At 60.7% G+C, this 18894-nt stretch carries 17 protein-coding genes; 6 read left to right on the plus strand and 11 right to left on the minus strand.

From position 1 onward, the window contains the following. From CS919_RS00005 to rimP, 4 genes are all read right to left on the minus strand, one after another. A partial coding sequence (locus CS919_RS00005; RefSeq protein ID WP_200818310.1) for a translation initiation factor IF-2 N-terminal domain-containing protein occupies positions 1 to 1063 on the minus strand: 1063 nt, incomplete at its 3' end. Between the two features lie 106 nt (positions 1064 to 1169). Next, the gene (locus CS919_RS00010; protein WP_234990685.1) at positions 1170 to 1490 is read right to left on the minus strand and encodes a YlxR family protein; all 321 of its coding nucleotides are present in this window, start codon (positions 1488 to 1490) and stop codon (positions 1170 to 1172) included. Positions 1491 to 1658: 168 nt separating this feature from the next. Beyond that, entirely contained in the window at positions 1659 to 2723 is a 1065-nt protein-coding gene (nusA, locus tag CS919_RS00015; protein ID WP_099297051.1) for a transcription termination factor NusA, read from the minus strand. Beyond that, on the minus strand, positions 2720 to 3283 hold the full coding sequence (gene rimP / locus CS919_RS00020; RefSeq protein ID WP_099297563.1) for a ribosome maturation factor RimP: 564 nt from the start codon (positions 3281 to 3283) through the stop codon (positions 2720 to 2722). The genes nusA and rimP overlap by 4 nt, the downstream gene beginning before the upstream one ends. A gap of 43 nt (positions 3284 to 3326) precedes the next feature. On the opposite strand from rimP, the gene CS919_RS00025 reads away from it, so the two are divergent. Then, positions 3327 to 4358, plus strand: a complete 1032-nt coding sequence (locus CS919_RS00025) for a hypothetical protein (RefSeq protein ID WP_143341728.1) — start codon at positions 3327 to 3329, stop codon at positions 4356 to 4358. Positions 4359 to 4370: 12 nt separating this feature from the next. Here CS919_RS00025 and CS919_RS00030 read toward each other — a convergent pair whose 3' ends face one another. Continuing rightward, entirely contained in the window at positions 4371 to 6146 is a 1776-nt protein-coding gene (locus CS919_RS00030) for a proline--tRNA ligase (protein WP_099297055.1), read from the minus strand. Positions 6147 to 6224: 78 nt separating this feature from the next. Between CS919_RS00030 and CS919_RS00035 the strand changes: the two genes are divergently transcribed. Next, the gene (locus CS919_RS00035) at positions 6225 to 7049 is read left to right on the plus strand and encodes a YaaA family protein (RefSeq protein ID WP_099297057.1); all 825 of its coding nucleotides are present in this window, start codon (positions 6225 to 6227) and stop codon (positions 7047 to 7049) included. A gap of 119 nt (positions 7050 to 7168) precedes the next feature. Beyond that, positions 7169 to 7882, plus strand: a complete 714-nt coding sequence (locus tag CS919_RS00040; RefSeq protein ID WP_099297565.1) for a VIT1/CCC1 transporter family protein — start codon at positions 7169 to 7171, stop codon at positions 7880 to 7882. Positions 7883 to 7918: 36 nt separating this feature from the next. On the opposite strand, the gene cobA is transcribed toward CS919_RS00040, so the two are convergent. Both cobA and mqo read right to left on the minus strand, forming a co-directional pair. After that, positions 7919 to 8950, minus strand: a complete 1032-nt coding sequence (gene cobA, locus CS919_RS00045) for a uroporphyrinogen-III C-methyltransferase (protein ID WP_099297059.1) — start codon at positions 8948 to 8950, stop codon at positions 7919 to 7921. Between the two features lie 10 nt (positions 8951 to 8960). After that, positions 8961 to 10448 (minus strand): malate dehydrogenase (quinone), encoded by a 1488-nt coding sequence (gene mqo, locus CS919_RS00050; protein ID WP_099297061.1) that lies wholly within the window; start codon positions 10446 to 10448, stop codon positions 8961 to 8963. Positions 10449 to 10587: 139 nt separating this feature from the next. Between mqo and CS919_RS00055 the strand changes: the two genes are divergently transcribed. After that, positions 10588 to 11694, plus strand: a complete 1107-nt coding sequence (locus CS919_RS00055) for an alpha/beta fold hydrolase (RefSeq protein ID WP_370551580.1) — start codon at positions 10588 to 10590, stop codon at positions 11692 to 11694. A 58-nt stretch (positions 11695 to 11752) separates the two neighbouring features. Beyond that, a complete protein-coding gene (mtr, locus tag CS919_RS00060) occupies positions 11753 to 13195 on the plus strand; it encodes a mycothione reductase (protein ID WP_099297063.1) in 1443 nt (480 codons plus the stop codon). Between the two features lie 9 nt (positions 13196 to 13204). Here mtr and map read toward each other — a convergent pair whose 3' ends face one another. The 4 genes from map to CS919_RS00080 all read right to left on the minus strand — a co-directional run bounded on the left by map (position 13205) and on the right by CS919_RS00080 (position 17888). Continuing rightward, a complete protein-coding gene (gene map / locus CS919_RS00065; protein WP_099297065.1) occupies positions 13205 to 14068 on the minus strand; it encodes a type I methionyl aminopeptidase in 864 nt (287 codons plus the stop codon). 78 nt (positions 14069 to 14146) lie between these two features. Beyond that, complete coding sequence (locus tag CS919_RS00070; RefSeq protein ID WP_099297569.1) at positions 14147 to 15952, minus strand: penicillin-binding transpeptidase domain-containing protein; 1806 nt, start codon at positions 15950 to 15952, stop codon at positions 14147 to 14149. Positions 15953 to 16051: 99 nt separating this feature from the next. Further along, positions 16052 to 16729 carry a response regulator gene (locus tag CS919_RS00075; protein WP_099297067.1) on the minus strand — a complete coding sequence of 226 codons (678 nt, stop codon included), beginning with the start codon at positions 16727 to 16729 and terminating at the stop codon, positions 16052 to 16054. Continuing rightward, positions 16722 to 17888 (minus strand): sensor histidine kinase, encoded by a 1167-nt coding sequence (locus CS919_RS00080; protein ID WP_099297069.1) that lies wholly within the window; start codon positions 17886 to 17888, stop codon positions 16722 to 16724. The genes CS919_RS00075 and CS919_RS00080 overlap by 8 nt, the downstream gene beginning before the upstream one ends. A 78-nt stretch (positions 17889 to 17966) precedes the next feature. Between CS919_RS00080 and CS919_RS00085 the strand changes: the two genes are divergently transcribed. After that, complete coding sequence (locus tag CS919_RS00085; RefSeq protein WP_099297071.1) at positions 17967 to 18848, plus strand: ABC transporter permease; 882 nt, start codon at positions 17967 to 17969, stop codon at positions 18846 to 18848. Positions 18849 to 18894 lie beyond the last annotated feature (46 nt).

Consider the following 18894-nt stretch of genomic DNA (forward strand, 5'->3'; position numbering starts at 1 on the left):
CACCGGGACCGCCGGAGCCGCCGCGTCCGCGACCGCCGCCTGGGCCACCAGCCGCAGACTTGCTGGGCATCTGACCCGGGCTTGGATGGCTCGGCATTATTGCTGGCGATGGACGGCTTCCGCCGCCCTGACGCTCTGCGCCACCGCGCGGTGCGCCGCCTGGCTTACCGCCACGGCCCTGAGTGCCACCTGGACGAGGACCGCCCTGACCGCCTGGGCGACCGCCCGGACGTGGACCACCCTGGCCGGACCGAGAAGCTCCCGGACGTGGCATATCGCCTGGGCCAGCTTGTCCTCCGCGTGGGCGAGGCGCTGGGCGCTCCGCGTTCGAGGAGAATGGGTTGTTGGCCACGCGTGGCGCGCGTCCGCCCGGCTTCGGGCCTGGCTTTGCTCCGGTTCCGGCAGCAGATCCTGGCTTCGGGCCGGATCCTGGCTTCGCACCAGTTTTAGCTTCCGCAGCCGCTGGGTTTGGCCTGGATGCGCCAGGCTTAGCTCCTGCAGCGCCAGCACCTGGCTTAGCACCTGGCTTTGCTGCAGCGCTGCCACCGGCAGGCTGCTGTCCGCGCTGGCCGGAAGCGGACTGCTTCGCAGCCGGCTTCGTGCCCTGCGCGCCCGGCTTGGCGCCTGCATCAGGCTTGCCAGCTCCCGGCTTGCCCGCATTTGCGGTGTTCGGGGTGGCTCCTGGCTTGACGGAGGTGGTTGGTGCAGTTGCTGCCTTTGCCACTACTGGATTGGTGGGCTTTGTGGCTCCCGGCTTGGGGCCAGGGGTTGCGGAGCTCTTGGCTGCCGCAGCTGCAGGATTAGCTCCTGCGGACTTGACCGCACCTGGGGTGGGTTTGGCACCGGGCTTTGCAGCCCCCGGCTTAGCGCCGGCGGGAGCGGAGGAGTCCTGAGACTCCCCTGCTTCTCCATAGTGCTTTTTCATCTTCTTTACGACTGGCGGCTCCACGGTGGAAGACGCCGTCTTGACGAATTCGCCCTGCTCCTTGAGCTGAGCGAGAAGTTCTTTGCTGGTTACGCCGAGCTCTTTCGCAAGCTCGTGTACGCGTAGCTTTCCGGGCACTACTCTCCTTTGGTTTGTTGGAGCCGTAGGCCGGACAATTCACCGGCTACGTACGGCTCCCGTACTTGATGCTGCTCATCGCAGATGCTGCTTCATCGTGCGCTCATCAGTGATCGGGTACTTTCTCTTGCTTGTGTACGAGGTACGCACGGACCTCGTCGAGGTCCGCGTTGGCAGACACTTTCAACGCTCGGGGGAAAGCTCGTCGTTTCTCCGCGATCTCAAATGCCTGCAGTTCGGGCGTGATCCACGCGCCGCGACCGGGTAGTCGCCGTAGTGGATCGGGGACGATCTTCACGTCTCCGTTGTCCTTGAATTGAGCCACGACACGCAGAAGTTGGCTCTGCGGTGCTGTTTTCCGGGTGGCGATGCATGTCCGTTGCGGAATGTGGGTGATGGTGCGAGGGAATACTTCTGGAGTATTCATCCAGCGCATCACGTCCTTTCGTTCGCTGACATGCGGTTCGTCCACCGGCCAATGTGGCTCAAGACCATCAACCATCATAACGCGGTTGTTTAACAAACGGTTAACTGGCGAGTGTCTCGGCGTGGGAAACCAAGCCCGGCAGATCGACGCTGGCGTGGGATCTCCGCGCTACTCGCTAACCGCTTCCGGCCGACCTTCGTTAGCCCCAGCGTCGTCAGCCCCAGCGTCCGCAGCCTCAGCCTGCGCATCCGTCTCGGAGCGGATATCGATCTTCCATCCGGTCAGACGCGCGGCCAGGCGGGCGTTCTGCCCTTCCCTGCCGATAGCCAGGGATAGCTGGTAGTCAGGCACAACCACTCGCGCAATCTGCATTTCCGGGTCGATAACCCGCACGCTGACCACCTTGGACGGAGCCAATGCGTTGCCCACCAGTACGGCTGGGTCTTCGGACCAGTCAACGATGTCGATCTTCTCGCCACCGAGCTCTTCCATGATCGCGGCTACGCGCTGTCCGCGCGGCCCGATGCAGGCGCCCTTGGCGTTAAGGCCCTTGATGGTGGATTGCACAGCGATCTTGGTGCGGTGTCCGGCCTCGCGAGCGGTGGAGACGATCTCCACGGACCCGTCGGCCACTTCTGGAACCTCGAGCGCGAACAGACCCTTGACCAGCTCTGGGTGGGTACGGGAGAGGTTGATCTGCACGTTGCGGTTGCCGTTGTTGATGACGTCAGTGACAAACGCCTTCACGCGCTGGCCGTGCTCCAGCTTCTCGCCGGGGATCTGCTCGGCGGCCAGGATCTGTCCGTCGAGGCCATCTGCTTCCGTGCCCAAGCGAACCACGGTGATTCCACGCTCGTTGGCGCGGGCATCGCGGGAGACCACGCCGGAGACCACGGTGTAGCGCAGATGTGCATACTGATCGTACTTGCGGTTCACGCGCGCTGCGGTGATGGTTTGGCGGATCACGTCACGGACTGCCAGTGCACCGGCGCGTCCAAAGTCTGCGGGAGTATCGTCAAGGCGCCCCGTGACTTCGCGATTTTCGTCGCGTTCCACCTGGTATATCGCCACTTCGCCACTGCGAGGATCGATCGAGACGTCCACTTCGCCTTCGTAGCGGGTGATCCCGCGGTAGGCGTCTCGCAGTCCGTACTTGACTGAGCGGAGCAGGTCGTCGAAACCTACGCCTTCCTGCTTTTCCAGCGCTCGCAGCGCGGCGATGTCTATGTTCACTTGTTCTCCTTGTCCGCCTGTTCGATCAGCGGCTCATACTCGCGCCGTTGCAGTCCGATGAGTTTGGCTTCATCGCCGGGCACGTTGTTGAACTCAACTTCTACCACTGCACCTGCCACATCACCGAATTCGTGTGTGGTCACCGTGTGTTGTTTCTTTTTCTTTGTGAGTACGACGACGCCACTCTCGTCTGCTTGGAGGATTCGCGCCGTTCCTGCTTGTGGCAGTTTCACGAGCCTGCCGACGTTCTTCTGCCAGTGCCGTGGCAACGTCAGAGGAAATTCCACTCCGGGCGTGGTGAGTTCCAGGGTGTACCCGGGTCCAAAATTGAGCGCTCCGGATTCCTCTGAATCGTCAAGCAGTTGTGAGACTGCCTTGCTGATTTCCTCGAGTGTGTCCAGGGAAGGTCGCTCGGCAGTGGGGTCTGCCGCATCCACGGCGATCCTCACTGCCGACTTTGCGCCCGCCCTGGTGACTTTGATGTCTTCGACCACCATGCCGAACTGAGCGAGCAGGGGTTCGATGGTGTTGGTGAGCTGCTCAGGAGTTGGAAATGCCATGTCCAGAACAATATCAGGATGCCGGGATGGCACTATGGAACGCGTGAGCACTCAGCCCCAAGATTCAGATCTCGCCGTCGCGGTGACTGCTCCGCGAGCCAATTCGCGGACTCAGCGCGCACCCCGTGCTGCTCGGAAGTTCACTGCTGCACTAGGTTGTTCGGCTCTGCTTATGGGGGCGAGCGCGTGCGGTGCTGAGGACCCGTTGGGCTCGGTCTTTGGTGAGCCAGAGGCCAACCAGACGCTGGCGCAGCTATATGGGGAATACCAACAGGTCATCGATTCTCCGAATATCGATAAACCAACCCGGCAGTTGCTGAAGGACCAAGCAAACAGCGTGCGTGAAGAATGGTTGCGCCTGTGTGGAGAAGACAGCGAGGGCAATGCTCCCGCGGAATGTACTGATGAGGCGCAAGCGGACGCGGCTGCCGTAGACCCTGGCATCACCATCGGCTCACTCAACGATTCCCTGATCGATGCTGTGGTTTCTGCGGAACCGATCGCCGCTTCCAGCTCGGACGGCAGCGAAACCAGCTCAAACAACACCGCCGACCAGCCAGACAAGAACCAGCCCAGCGCGGAGCTATTACTAGATTTGGCTACGGACATGGCACCCGTCTTGGGTGACCTCGATCCAGACGAGCTGTCTGAACTTCCCCTGACCGAGTACTCCCCCGAGTTTGAAAAAGTTCGCGAAGCGGCACACGCCGGATGGTTCGCCACGGGGTTGGGTCTTGCCAAAGATGATGGCACGCATGCCTGGGAGATTCGCCCGCTGCGCTGCGCACTACGCACGCTGGAGGAAGATCTCACCGCACACGCGGAATCACTGGACGGAACCTCGCCCGCCCCATTTCCCGCCGGCTATACCCTCCGCGAGGGGCTAGAGCAGCCCGAGAATTCAGCAGAGGTCATGTCGTTTATCGAGCAGATCACGCCCACCGTCACCGATGATCTACGGGAGGCCACATTAGGGTCCCGCGCAGTCGATGACCGACGCTACGCCGCCCACTGGCTTGTTTACCTAGCACAGGAGCAATCCCGCATCGCCGCGGAGGCCACGCAGGATCAGTAACACGCAGCGGTTTTAGTCCAGCGCGGACTCGATGGTCGCTACTGCGTCGTCGTAGTTGATTTCCTCGGTCTCACCGGTCAGACGGTTACGCAGTTCAACCTTGCCGTCGGCAAATCCACGGCCCACAACGACCACCAGCGGCATGCCCAACAACTCGGCGTCCTTGAACTTCACGCCCGGGGAAACCTTCGGACGGTCGTCCAGCAGAACCTCGATGCGCTTGTCATCCAACTGCTCGGCCAGCTTTTCCGCTGCTTCTGCTGCGGCGGCATCCTTATTGGCGATGACCACGTGCGCCCCGAATGGAGCCACTGAAGTTGGCCAGCGCAAGCCCTTTTCGTCGTGCATCTGCTCGGCGATGACGGCCACCAAGCGGGATACGCCGATGCCGTAGGAGCCCATGGTGGGCACGGCACGCTTGCCGAACTCATCGAGGATCTGCACATCGAAGGCCTCGGTGTACTTGCGTCCCAGCTGGAAAATATGGCCAATCTCGATGCCGCGAGCCAGCGTCAGGGTGCCCTCGCCGTCCGGAGATGGGTCGCCTTCCATGACCTCAGCGGCCTCGATGTAGCCATCTGGGGTGAAGTCCCGACCTGCGACAAGACCCACAACGTGGCGATGCTTGGCGTCGGCACCGGTGATCCACGAGGTGCCTTCCACCACGCGAGGATCGGCCAACACACGCACGCCGTTGGCGGCCAAGCCGCGTGGGCCCACGTAACCCTTGACCAAGAACGGGTTGCGCTTGAAGTCATCCTCAACCGCCAGCTCCACAGCGGCGGGCTCCATGGCTGCCTCGAGGCGCTTCATGTCTACCTCGCGGTTGCCAGGGACCAGAACGCCGGTGAGCTTGGGCTCGTGCGGCTGTCCGGCCTCGTCCACTCCCGGCTCGGTGACCTTGACCACGATGCACTTCAGGGTGTCGGCGGCTTCCACAGTGCGGCCATCAATCGTGACGTCTTCCCCGTTGGCCCAGTCCACCAATGCGGCGATGGTCTCGGAATCCGGAGTGGTGTACTCGGTTGCTTCGGGCTGTCCATCAATCGGCTTGGCCTCGGGCGCAACGGTGACCACGGCCTCTACGTTGGCCGCATAGTTAGAGGAAGTGGAGCGTACATAGGTGTCCTCGCCGTGTTCTGCCACTGCGAGGAACTCCTCGGAAGCAGATCCGCCCATGGCGCCGGAGGTGGCGAAGCAGATGGCGTACTCGATGCCCAAGGTGTCAAAGATGCGCTGGTAGGCACCGCGGTGAGCTTGGTAGGACTCTTCCAGGCCAGAATCGTCGAGGTTGAAGGAGTAAGAATCCTTCATCACGAACTCGCGACCGCGAAGGATGCCGGCGCGTGGGCGCTCCTCATCGCGGTACTTGGTCTGGATCTGATAGAGGGTAACCGGGAAGTCCTTGTAGGAGCTGAACTCGGACTTCACGATGGATGCGAACATTTCCTCGTGGGTAGGGCCCAGGAGGTAATCGCCATTCTTGCGGTCCTTCAGGCGGAACAGCGCATCGCCGTACTCGGCCCAGCGGCCCGTGGTCTGGTATGGCTCGCGAGGAAGCAGGGCGGGGAACATCAGTTCCTGTCCACCAATGGCGTTCATTTCCTTGCGCACCACGTCCTCCACGCGGCGCAGTACCTTCAGGCCCAACGGGAGCCACGAATACACACCGGGTGCCACTCGTCGAACGTAGCCTGCGCGGACCAAAAGCTTGTGGCTAGGGACCTCCGCATCGGCGGGATCATCGCGCAATGTGCGCAAAAATAGGTGAGACATCCGGGTGATCATGAGGGCTAGCCTACAACCTGCGGCACTGCTCACATACCCAAAGGGGGCTTTTATCCAGCACCCCTTAAAATGTGATGCATGCTGATCATCCTACCTCCGTCAGAAACCAAGGCCGTGGGTGGCGATTCCGCCCCGTTGGAACTTTCGGAGCTGTTCCTTTCAAACGTTGATTCCTCGGTGACGACGGTGCGCAAGCAGATCGCCACGAGCCTGACTTCCATGTCCCCGAAGGTGGCCCAACCGCTACTCGGTCTCCGCGATTCTCAGGTCGGCGAGCTCAGCCACAATAAGGAGTTGCTCACCTCCCCGACCATGCCCGCCATCGAGCGCTATACGGGAGTGGCCTACGACGCGCTGGATGTCATCGGCGAGCGCACCGGCACCGCGTTGAATTCCGCCGCGCGGGAAAAGTTGGCCATCGGTTCCGCTTTGTTTGGTGTGATCGGCGCCGAGGACCTCATCCCCTACTACCGCCTGTCTGCCGGCTCCAAGCTCAAGCTGCGCGGCAAGGCTGATCACGTTACCGTTCGTTCCCGCTGGTCTGGCGTGCTGACTCCCGCTCTCGAGCAGTGGCAGGCGCAGTTGCCTGCGGACGATAACGCCATCATTGATCTGCGCTCCGGCGGCTATCTGAATCTCGGCCCCGTGCCCGGTTCTCTGAAGCTACGGGTGGAGTCCTTGTATCCGGACGGCACGCGCAAGGTGGTCAGCCACTTCAACAAGCACTACAAGGGTTTGGTGGCCCGCGAGCTGGCTTTAGCCGACGTCTCCATTCCTGCCGACCGTGCCGCGCAGGCCTTCTGCGATGTGGTGGCAGGCGTGGTTTCTTTTTCCGACGCCAACTTCTCCACGGAAATAGTCGATGAAGAAAACGTCACCTTGATCGTGCCTGCGGAGAAGTAGCCCTTCTAATCCAGCTGCACGTGCTGGCTTCTGGACTGCAGGCTAATGCAAGCATTTCCTCACTGTGCACAGGCTATGCATCGTTGACGCAGGTCACACCACTTTCTAAGCTCGCGTTCATGTCTTATGAAACTCACAATGCCCAGCAAGATAGCGGGCTCGCTGCAAAACTTAATTGGCTCCGCGCGGGGGTCCTCGGTGCTAATGACGGCATCGTCTCTACCGCCGGAATTATCGTGGGCGTGGTTGCTGCGGGTTCCAGCGCTTCCGCGATCCTGACGGCCGGGGTGGCCGCTGTTACTGCAGGTGCCGTTTCGATGGCTCTCGGAGAATACGTTTCTGTCTCCGCGCAGCGGGATACCGAGCGTGAGTTGGTCACAATCCACCGCGAGGCGCACGAAAAAGATCCCGCCTCAGAAACTAAAGACATAGTGACTTCTCTACAGGAACTGGGCATGTCTCGTGCCACCGCGCTCACTGCCGCCGAAGAAATGTCCCCGCAGCAGCGTTTGGCTGGTCACTTACGTGTGGAGCTGGGATTGGACGAGGAGGACCTCACTAGTCCTTGGGCGGCTGCGGCAGCTTCGGCTTTCTCGTTTGTCCTCGGATCGATTCTGCCTCTGATCGTAGCCATTGTTGCACCGCAGGGAGCCAAAGCCTGGATGACCATTGTGGCCACGTTGATGGCGCTGGCCATCACTGGTTCCATTTCTGCACGCATCAGTGAAGGTAGTCGAACCAAGGCCGTTACACGGCTGGTGGCGGGAGGAGGGCTGGCGTTGCTGGTCACCTTCGGCATAGGCTGGGTATTCGGAACCACAGTGGGCGCCTAAACCCCTCAGGTGCAGGGTAGGCACAACACGGAAAAATCAGCCCAGCTGCATGTGCTTATCGGCTACTTCGCCGATAACGAACAGTGCGGGAGGCTTCACCGTTTCCGTGCGTAGTACTTCGGCCAGCTGCCCCAAACTGGTGGTTAGCAAACGCTGCGAAGGCATCGAGGCGTTTTCGATGATGCTGACCGGAGTTTCCGTAGATTTGCCGCCCTCTACCTTCATCAATGTCGTGGCGATAGCTGGGGCGTTTTTGACCGCCATGATTAAAACTAAGGTTCCCGTCAGGCGTGCCACGGCCTCCCAGTTGGTTTCAGACCGTGGATCCCCTGGCGGTACGTGGCCGGAAACCACGGTGAAATCGTGGTTCACACCACGGTGAGTCAGGCTCAGTCCGGCCACGGCAGGTGCGGACGTTGCGGAGGTCACGCCCGGAATCACCCGCACAGGAATACCCGCTGCGTGCAATGCCTCCCACTCCTCAAAGCCACGGCCAAAGACAAACGGGTCGCCGCCCTTGAGGCGAACCACATTTTTTCCCGCCTGTGCGCACTCAATCAGCAATTGATTGGTCTGTTCCTGGGCAACCTGTTTGCCATACGGCAACTTGGACACGTCGATAACTTCCGCACCGGATTCCTCCGCAGCCGTCTCTGCCAGCTCAAACGGACCTAAGTGATCAGCCAGAATCACGTCGGCTTCGGCGATCGCCCGCGCACCCGCGACCGTGATCAGCTCCGGATCCCCCGGGCCGCCACCCACCAAGGTCACGGTGCCCAGCTCATTATCTGAGCTCGTGGGGGTCTGTCGAGTTCCCACACTGCGGCGATCATCCACCGGAATCCGCAGCGCGCGAGCGCGTTGCACAACGCGCTCGGCATCCGCGGCATCGAGATCCGCGGGGATCATGGCTAAAGAATAAGGGGACTCGAGTTTGGCGTCGGATAAAAACGAAGAAATCTCCCCGACCACCGGCAATGCCCCACTTTCCGCAATCCGCCGCGCACAAATTTCCGCGGAGGCAGTAGAAGGGACAAAGACCGTGAGGCCGGAGAGATGCAAACTCATGAAGGGGATTTTAGCCCAGCTTCAGAGTCTTCTGCGAACGGTCCCACTGCTCGTTGAACAGTGCGGAATCCTTGGCCAGGCGAGTGCCGTAGGAAGGAACCATTTCCTTGAGCTTCGGGCTCCACTCGCCCATCTTGGAACCGAAGCAGCGCTCCAGAACCTCAATCATGGCGGACGGTGCGATGGACGCTCCAGGGGATGCACCCATCAGGCCGGCGATGGTGCCGTCAGCGGAGTTGACCATGGCGGTACCGAACTCCAGGGAACCGAACTTCGGAGCACCGATCGGCTTGATGACCTGCACGCGCTGACCAGCGATAACAACTTCCCAGTCCTCGTCACGAGCGGTAGGCATGTAGTCACGCAGAGCCTCGACCTTAGCGGTCTTATCCTTGAGAACTTCCTCAATCAGGTACTTGGTCAGACCCATCTCCTGCACGCCCACGCCCAGGTAGGAAGGCAGGTTGTCTGGACGGATGGACTTGAACAGGTCCAGGTAGGAGCCCTTCTTCAGGAACTTCGGGGTCCAACCGGCGTAAGGGCCAAACAGCAAGCCCTTCTTGCCGTCGATGACGCGGGTATCCAAGTGAGGAACGGACATTGGAGGCGCGCCCACGGAGGCCTGGCCGTAGACCTTGGCCTGGTGCTGCTCCACCAATTCCTCATTGGTGCAACGCAGCCACTCGCCGGCCACGGGGAAGCCACCGTAGCCCTTGATCTCGCGGATGCCGGACTTCTGCAGCAATGGCAACGCCATGCCGCCAGCGCCAACGAACACGAAGTTGGCGGTGACCGTGGAGGTATCGCCGGTGTGCAGGTTCTTGGTGGTGACCTTCCACTTCGCGCCGTCGCGAGTGATGTCCTTAACCTCGGTGCCGTAGCGAACGGTCACGCCGCGCTCCACCACTGCATCCAGGTACTGACGGGTCAAAGCGCCGTAGTTAATGTCCGTGCCGTTATCGAACCAGCTGATGGCTACCGGGTTGTTGAAGTCACGGCCCTTCGCCATCAGAGGCACGGATTCCTTGAACTTCTCCTCGGAATCACTGAACTGCATGTTCGGGAACAGTGGGTGGTCCTTCAGAGCCTCGTAGCGAGCCTTGAGGTAGTCCACCTGCTTCATGCCATTAGCGAAAGACATGTGCGGAACTGCGTTGATGAACTCGGAAGGATCTCCCAGCACACCCTGCTCCACCAAGTAGGACCAGAACTGGCGGGAGACCTGGAACTTCTCGTTGACGCCCACGGCCTTGGAGATATCAATCTTGCCGCCCACTTCAGGCGTGTAGTTGAGCTCACAGAGTGCAGAGTGGCCGGTACCCGCGTTGTTCCATGGGTCCGAGGACTCTGCGCCGGGAACGTCCAGACGCTCGACGATCATCTGGCTCCAGTCCGGCTGGAGCTGCTGCAACATCACAGACAGGGTGGAGGAAATGACGCCCGCGCCGATGAGCAGGACATCAACCGAGTCTTTATTACCAGAAGCGTTACTTGACACTTTTCTTAGTTCCTTTATCGCTGGCGTGATAGACACTCACGCCTTAGAGGTGAATGCCTTACGACGGTTGTGCCCATTAACCATACGCCCTCGCTCCGACTTCACAATGAGCGCCCCGCGGAGTTTCCCGTTGATTAGTATGAGTGAGGTGAGTGATTTCAGCAGCAAAGTGACGGTGCAACGCGCGTTGCATGACCCATCCGCCCCCGCCGCGAGTGAGTTAGAGTTCGGCCCAGACGAGCTCGGCGAAGGCTTCGGCTACCACTACGTGGAGATGGGCAAAGACCCAGATAAAGAAGCTCCCGTTCGGTTCACGTTGGTTCGCTACCGGCCAGAAGCAGACGACCAGCCTGACGGCTCGGCGTGGAACGCCCGCCCCGCGATCCTCATGGTCCACGGCATGACGGACTACTTCTTCCATAAAAACGCGGCGAAGATCTTCACCGCTCAAGGCTACGCGGTCTACGGCCTCGACCTGCGCAAATGCGGCCGATCGTGGCGTGAGGGTCAAACCTGGCACCACGTCAGTTCTCAATCCCTCTACGGCGAGGATCTCACCGTCGCCGCCTCCCTGATCACCAAGACCCATCCGAACCTCGTTGTCCTTGGACATTCCAACGGTGGCCTCGGCGTGACCATGTGGGCGGCCCGCCTGCACCGCGATGCGGTGGACATGCCAGAGAGCCCGCAAGCTCAGCTTTTCTCCCGTCTGTCCGGCGTTATCCTCAACTCGCCGTGGTTCGGTTTGCAATTCGATGCCTTCACGCGCCTCGCCATCAGCAAGGTGATGCCAGTGCTAAGCCGCTTCCATCCGAACATGGTGATCAAGGGCGGGATCAATCCCCTCTACGGCTTGACCCTACACACCTCCGAAGCCGGCGAGTGGGACTACAACGTGGAGCTCAAACCGCTATATGCCCGCCCGAAGACCATTTCCTGGATCACGGGTGTGGGCGAAGAGATCCGCGAGCTGCAAACGGGCAACTACTCCACCGGTGTACCCACTTTGCTTCTGTGCAGCGACAAGCACTACTTCGGGCGGAAGATGGACGAGCGCGCATTCACCTCGGATGTGATCCTCAAGCCGGAGCAGATGCGCCGGTTCGCCCCGCACGCCAACAAGGATGCGGAAGTTGCCGTAATCCCGGATGCGTTGCATGACGTGTTCTTGTCTCGTAAGCCGGTGCGCGATCACGCTTTCGAAGTCACCCTCGAGTGGTTGCAGGAAGTCGCTCCCACCGGCTAGTCCACGGTCAAGTAACCCACTGCCACGCCCACGCGTGTTTGATGGCACTCTGGGGTGCATGACTAGCGAGCACTTTGACATCATCATCGTCGGAACCGGTTCGGGCAACTCCATCCCCGGAGTCGAACTCCACGATAAGAAGATCGCCATCGTCGAGCGCGGCGTGTTCGGCGGCACCTGCATCAACGTGGGATGCATTCCCACCAAGATGTTCGTCCACACCGCCGATGTCGCCCGCGAGGTCGCCGACGCACAGCGTCTTTCCTTGACCGGAGAGATCACCAACGTCGATTGGACAGACATTCAGCGCCGGGTATTCGCCGAGCGCATCGACCCAATCTCCGTCGGCGGCGAGGAATACCGTCGCGGTCCAAAGACCCCGAACATCACGTTGTACTCCGGCACCGCGTCCTTTAGCGGGCCACGCGAGCTCACTGTTTCTTTTTTCGACGCCAACTCCGATGCCGATCCGGTCACCATCACCGCGGATAATATTGTCTTGGCCACGGGTACGCGCCCGTTCATACCGGACGCGATCAAGAATTCTGGGGTTAATTTCCGTACCAACGAAGACATCATGCGCCTCGAAAAGCTCCCGAACTCCTTGACGATTTTGGGTGGCGGCATCATCGCCGTGGAGTTCGCGCACGTCTTTTCAGCACTCGGCACCGAGGTCACGGTGATCAATCGCTCCCCTCACCTGCTCAAGAAGCTGGACTCCACGGTGGTGGAGCGATTCAACGAAAAAGCTGAGCAGCAGTGGACGAACATTTTGGGCAAGAGCTTCCAGGACTTCCGCACCAACGACGATGGCTCGATCGCCGTCGTCCTGGACGACGGCACGGAAGTAGTCTCCGACGAATTGCTCGTGGCACTGGGACGTATCCCCAACTCTGACCTGCTGAATCTTTCTGCAGGCGGTGTGGAGGTAGATTCGCACGACAGGATCTCTGTCGATGAATACGGACGGGCCTCAGCCAAGGGTGTGTGGGCGCTGGGTGATGCCAGCAATAAGTACGAGCTCAAGCACGTGGCAAACGCCGAGGCTCGCGTGGTGCAGCACAATCTGTTGCACCCGGAGGACTTGAAGAAGCTGAATCACACCAACGTGCCGTCGGGAATCTTTACCCACCCACAGATCGCCACGGTGGGCCTGACGGAAGACCAAGCACGCGTGTACGAAAAGGAAACGGGCCGCGCGATCACCGTCAAGGTGCAGGAATACTCCGATGTGGCCTATGGATGGGCGATGGAGGAAAGTGGCACGTTCTGCAAGATCATCGCGGACGCGGAGACGGGCAAGATCCTGGGCAGCCACATCATGGGCCCACAGGCCACCACTCTGATTCAGCAGCTGATCACCGTGATGGTCTTTGATTTGGACGCGCGCCTAGTGGCCAAGAACCAATACTGGCCACACCCATCACTGTCCGAAGTCGTGGAAAACGCGCTGTTGGGGCTAGAATTTACTGGTCCCGACCCCGCAGGCATCCAGCCCTAGCTGGGCAGTTTAGCTATCCAGGGCTGTGAGGACGTCGCAGCCGTCTTCGGTCACCACGAGGGTGTGCTCAAACTGGGCAGTCCACTTCCGGTCGTTGGTCTGGACGGTCCAGTCATCGTCCCACACCTCGTAACCCAAGCCGCCGAGGTTGATCATCGGCTCGATGGTCAAGGTCATGCCTGGCTCCAGAACAGTGTGGTCGTGGGGGGAATCGTAGTGCAGAACCACTAGGCCGTTGTGGAACGTTGGGCCCACACCGTGTCCGGTGAAATCGCGCACTACGTTGTAGCCGAAGCGCTTGGCGTAGCTCTCGATCACTCGGCCAATGACGTTGATCTCGCGTCCTGGCTTGACCGCTTTGATGCCGCGCCAAAGTGCCTTTTCCGTGCGCTCGACCAGCAGCGCGTGCTCCTCGGAGGCCTCACCTGCGATGAACGTGGCGTTGGTATCGCCATGCACGCCGTCCTTGAAGGCGGTGACATCGATGTTGACGATGTCTCCCTCCTCCACCACCGTGGTGTCCGGGATGCCGTGACAGATGATCTCGTTCAGAGACACACAGCAGGACTTCGGGAAATCGCGGTAGCCCAGTGTGGACGGGTACGCACCATTGTCCACCATGTACTCGTGGGCAATGCGGTCCAGCTCATCGGTGGTCACACCAGGAACGACAGCCGCGCCCGCCTCCCGCAGCGCTTCTGCAGCAATCCGGCTGGCCTCGCGCATTTTCTCGATGACCTCGGGAGCCTGCACCCACGGCTCTCCCACATTTTCCGCAACCGAATCCTTCCACGCGTATTCAGGACGCGGGATATGGGCCGGAACAGTACGAATCGGCGTGGGTTGGCCTGGGGTTAGTGCAGCTCTACTCATGAGTCTTTACTGTACGCCCTGTACCTGCGCCTCCCGCAAGGTGCTGGCGCGCAGGGCGCCCATCCCCACTAGGGCTGCCTATTTGCCGTCCAGATTTTGGAAGAAGGTGTTGGTTACGGAGGTAGCGTGCTCCGAGCCGCCGCCCAAGACAATCAGCGTGGCAAAGGCTAAATCTCCACGGTATCCGGTGAGCCAGGAGTGAGATCCTCCGTTGATCTCGGCCTCACCGGTCTTGGCGTAGACCTCACCGGCGCTTGCAACTCCGCTACCGGAACCGCTGGTCACCACCGAGCGCATGATCCGACGCAGGTTGTCCAGCTGTTCCTTAGGCAACTGATTGCCGTCTTCGCCTTGCGCCTCCGTGCGGTGCTCCGGACCCCCGATCAGGTACGGAGTGGGCATGCGACCCGAGGCTGCCGTGGAGGCCACCATCGCCATGCCGAAGGGGCTGGCCAAGTCCAGACCCTGGCCGTAACCGGCCTCAGTACGCTCCAGCATGACATCACCACGAGGCACCGATCCCGTGATGGTATCGAGACCTTCAATGTTGAAGTTCACGCCTAAGCCGAACTGCTTGGCGGTCTGTTGCAGCTGGCCGGGCTGCAGATCGGTGGAGACTTGTGCGAACGTCGTATTACAAGACTTCGCAAAGGCATTCTCCAAGGCCGTGTTGCCCAGCGAGAAGTTGTTGTAGTTGGTCACGATACGGCCGCCGATGTCCTGGGTACCAGGGCATCCCACGATGGAATCCGGCGTAAGCCCCTGATTCTGCATGCCCGCAAACGCGGTGAGGATCTTGAATGTAGATCCCGGTGGGTACTGACCCATCAGCGCAGCATCGCCATCTTCGTCAGCCTTTTGGGTCTGCGCAACAGCCAGAATGCCGCCGGTGGATGGTTGCATCACCACCATCATCACCTTGGCATCGCTGCGTGTATCGACGGCAGCTTGGGCCGCATCCTGAACCTTCTTCGACAAGGAAACGTCAACGCTGGGAGCGGTTTGCGCATCCTGCCCGCCCAGTTCCCGGATCTCCGCACCTTCGGAGGTGGCAGCCACCACCTTCCATCCGTTGGATCCTTCCAGATCCTTTTCCACGACAGATGACACGCGACTCATGATGTCCGGCGCGAAGTTCGGGTCTGGGCGAACCATGGCCTGCTCCTCGTTGAAACGCAGGCCTTCCACCCGGGACATGCGGTTTTTCAAATCCAGCCCTTGTTGCTGGTTCAGCGTCAACAGCGAGAATTCACCTTCGACATTTTCTGCCTCTTTGGCCTTTTCCTCAGCATCGATGCTGGGCACGGACTCATCGTTGGCACGCATCGCATCCAACTCGATGGCCACTTGTCGCATCGTGGACTGTAGATCTCCCGTAGAGGTATCCACGAACACCCGATAGCGCGTTCCCGGTTGCAGCAACGCAGCGCCGTCAGAGCCCACTACCGTGGCCATTTCCGCGGGGACAGTGCGCAGTTCCAAGTGCTGGTTGGCACCCAGATCCGGGTGCATGACGGTCGGTTGCCAGCGTACCGTCCAATCGTCCTGAGTCTTGGTCAGCGTCATCTGCGATTGATATTGGAAATTCCGCTCCCCAGGCAGATCCCAATCCATCGTGAAGTCCGCCGTGGCCACGTTGCCGTTCGTGCGGACGTTATTGAGACTGGTATTCAAGCCTTCGGCCTGCAGGCTGTCCCAGGAACTATTGATCTCCTCCTGCGCCTTGCCCGGGCTATCCGTGAATTCTCCAGGCTCTGCGTGGCTGCTCAGCGATTCCAAGAAGGACTCTACTGCGTCATCTGCTTGGTCCGGCTTGGGGGTACACGCCCCCAAGGCGAACATGAGTGAAGAAATGGTGACTGCAGACAGGATGCTTCGGCGCATGCCGGTCACGTTAGCACCGCGTATGCACGCGAAATGGCTGTGACACTCTGCGCCACCCGCCCTTTCAGCAAACCCCTATCTGTGAGATTGCGTTGCAGCTCAGACCAACCCGCGCTCTCGCGCGCTATTGACTGCGGAGGTGCGGTTGGACACGCCCAACTTGGAAAAGATGTTGCCCATGTGAGACTTCACCGTGGCTTCCGTCAGCACCAATGCCCTAGCAATCTGCCGGTTCGATTCTCCCAAAGCCACCCTCTCAAGGACCTCGACCTCGCGGGCGGTCAGTGTCACCGTCGGGGTGCGCATACTGCCCATGAGTGCGTCCATGGCACGCGGGTTCATGATGGATTCCCCGCGCGCGGCTGCTCTAATGCCCTCGCGCAAGTCCGCAGGCTGACAGTCCTTGAGCAGATAGCCTTGCGCGCCAGCACTGATAGCAGCCACCACATCGGCATCAGTCGAATAGTTGGTCACCACCACAACGTGTGGCGCGCGCTGTCCCTTTGCTCTGATTTGAGATGTCGCCCACACACCATCCTGAGTGTGCTCAGATCGAGCGTGGGGTGCATCCCCGAAGCGCAGATCCATTAACACCACATCCACCGCATGTGGGTTTCCTGCAACGTAATCCACTGCTGCCTTCGCCGTATCAGCCGTAGCGACCACATCGATCCCCACAAAAGCGGAAATCATCGCTTCCAGTCCTGCGCGAACCACCGGGTGATCATCAGCGATCAGCACCCGAATACCTGGGGTCCCGTCCGTTGTCTCACTCATGCTTCGCGCCCCTGTCTGTGTCTCGTTCCTGCGATGTCGGAATCATCACTGATACGCCGCATCCCTGCCCGGGTGCGGTCTCCACGTGCACGTCTCCGCCGAGTTTGGCCACTCGTGTACGCACGCCGAGAATTCCCTCGGCTCCGGACTTTCGTCTCACCGCCCGTTGCACTTGCGCGTCGTAATCAAACCCCACGCCATTATCCACCACGTCCACGCTCACCTGATCCGGCAGATATGTCAGCGTCACCTGCGCCCGTGTGGCGTGAGCGTGCCGAACTACATTAGAGACCAGCGATTGCGTGACGCGCATCAACGCCGCCTCCACGTCCTCGGGAAGTTGCCGCGGCTGACCATCTGTCGCAAAAGCGATCGCCTGTCCCTGCGGGCTGCTGGCCACCACGCGAGCCAGCGCCACCGGCAACTGTGTGCCCACCAACGGCTGCGGTTGCAGCGCCGCGATGATTTGTCGCGCCTCCAGCACGTTGTCCGCAGCTGTGTTTCGGGCCAACCGCAGCTCACGAAGCAAATCCGGGTCATCGATTTGATGCTCCGTAACGCGCCGCTCCGCGGAGTGCAGCAGCATTTGGATGGAGCTCAACCCTTGGGCAATCGTGTCGTGAATCTCGCCTGCCAGACGCGCCCGCTCATCCGCCTCACCGGCTTGTCTGCTGGCAGCTACCCGTGCATAGGATTCGCGCCGGAGCTGCAGAAAACCATAGCCCAGTACGCATGCCACCAGTGCGCCCACGATGGGTCCCACCACCCCGCCGATACTCCATCCGTTATGCCGGCCCAGGCCGTACACGGCGATGCCCGCGATCACCCCCACCGATGGCACGGCCAACGCCGGGCGCAAGGTATTGATCACCATGAAATACAGGGCAAAGGCAAGGAAGCCGGCGCTCGTGGCGTCCATTAAAAGAACCACCCATAACACCAACACCGCAAGCACCCACAGCTGCTTGACGGGGACCCAACGGCCGGCCGCGTACGTGACGATGAATGCCGCCAGTGGCCAGCTAAAACCGTCACGAACAAACACCACCGCGGACAACAGCGTTACCAGCACGTGGATGCTGATCCGCCACAGAAGCCATATACGCTCCATCGCATCAGCGCTGGCGAGCGGCCGCGATTTTTGGGGAGTGTGAACCATGCCATGCAACTTTAGTAGGAGGCCATGTTTAGCCTATTGCCCGATGTGCAGTCGCGCAGATCAGCAGAGCATAGAAGTATGTTCCAAGGAATCAGGGAATTGCGCGCGGCTCGCGGCCGTGCGGCACTCATCATCGCGACCATCACACTCATCACCGTCCTCGTGACGTTTCTATCGTCGCTGGCGGCGGGCCTGAGCTATCAGTCCGTCAGCGCGCTGCAGGAGCGCCTCGGCTCGAACACATCCCTGGCGGTGGAAGACACGGGAACCTCCACCCTCGCCTCCTCTCGCCTCACCGACGAGCAAACCCAACAGATTACGAACGCCGGTGGCGAGATTCTTTATATGGCCCGCACGCGCATCGACGAGCAACCCACCGTGGTGCTCTCCAGTTCCACGCCTCTGCCAGATGACCTGTACTTCGACCACCAACCCGCGCGCTTCGAATCCGCCGCGGACGTCTCTGCGCTCCCCGGTGCCACGTCGGCCGGAGTGCTCCCCGCAGGCACGGATGTAAACACCGACGGCCTCACCGTCCTCGAGGGCAAGGATCGGTGGAATGCCAGCTCCTCCTACGCCGGCGAGCAGATGAGCCTGAACCTGATGATCAACCTCCTCTACGTCATCTCCGCCCTCGTCCTCGGCGCGTTCTTCACCGTATGGACGTTGCAGCGGTTGCGCGGGGTGGTCATCAGCGCCGCGCTGGGTGCCTCCTGTCGGGTCCTTATTTCCGACGCCATGGGCCAGGCCTTCCTGGTACTTCTCACCGGGATCGGAGCGGGTGTGTTGCTGACGTGGGGCGCGTCCATGCTGATCGGCGGAAGCATTCCCATCGAGATTTCCGCCGCCACCCTCGCGCTGCCCGCGGTGATCTTGGGCGCAGCGGGGCTGGCCGGTTCCGCGGTCTCTCTCAAACCCGTACTGGGCGTGGAGCCCCGTTCCGCGCTGGCCAACGTTTAAGAACTCACCCACTAACCACCCACCCACGATTGAGGAGATCTCCACG

It is taken from the genome of Corynebacterium dentalis (assembly GCF_900232865.1).
Lineage (GTDB): Bacteria > Actinomycetota > Actinomycetes > Mycobacteriales > Mycobacteriaceae > Corynebacterium > Corynebacterium dentalis.

Bases quoted from the DNA above. Each gene is read 5' to 3' on its own strand.
- CS919_RS00010 (WP_234990685.1), bottom strand. From the start codon at position 1,490: ATGAATACTCCAGAAGTATTCCCTCGCACCATCACCCACATTCCGCAA.
- rimP (WP_099297563.1), bottom strand. From the start codon at position 3,283: ATGGCATTTCCAACTCCTGAGCAGCTCACCAACACCATCGAACCCCTG.
- CS919_RS00030 (WP_099297055.1), bottom strand. From the start codon at position 6,146: ATGATCACCCGGATGTCTCACCTATTTTTGCGCACATTGCGCGATGAT.
- CS919_RS00035 (WP_099297057.1), top strand. From the start codon at position 6,225: ATGCTGATCATCCTACCTCCGTCAGAAACCAAGGCCGTGGGTGGCGAT.
- CS919_RS00040 (WP_099297565.1), top strand. From the start codon at position 7,169: ATGTCTTATGAAACTCACAATGCCCAGCAAGATAGCGGGCTCGCTGCA.
- cobA (WP_099297059.1), bottom strand. From the start codon at position 8,950: ATGAGTTTGCATCTCTCCGGCCTCACGGTCTTTGTCCCTTCTACTGCC.
- CS919_RS00055 (WP_370551580.1), top strand. From the start codon at position 10,588: ATGAGTGAGGTGAGTGATTTCAGCAGCAAAGTGACGGTGCAACGCGCG.
- mtr (WP_099297063.1), top strand. From the start codon at position 11,753: ATGACTAGCGAGCACTTTGACATCATCATCGTCGGAACCGGTTCGGGC.
- map (WP_099297065.1), bottom strand. From the start codon at position 14,068: ATGAGTAGAGCTGCACTAACCCCAGGCCAACCCACGCCGATTCGTACT.
- CS919_RS00070 (WP_099297569.1), bottom strand. From the start codon at position 15,952: ATGCGCCGAAGCATCCTGTCTGCAGTCACCATTTCTTCACTCATGTTC.
- CS919_RS00075 (WP_099297067.1), bottom strand. From the start codon at position 16,729: ATGAGTGAGACAACGGACGGGACCCCAGGTATTCGGGTGCTGATCGCT.
- CS919_RS00080 (WP_099297069.1), bottom strand. From the start codon at position 17,888: ATGGTTCACACTCCCCAAAAATCGCGGCCGCTCGCCAGCGCTGATGCG.
- CS919_RS00085 (WP_099297071.1), top strand. From the start codon at position 17,967: ATGTTCCAAGGAATCAGGGAATTGCGCGCGGCTCGCGGCCGTGCGGCA.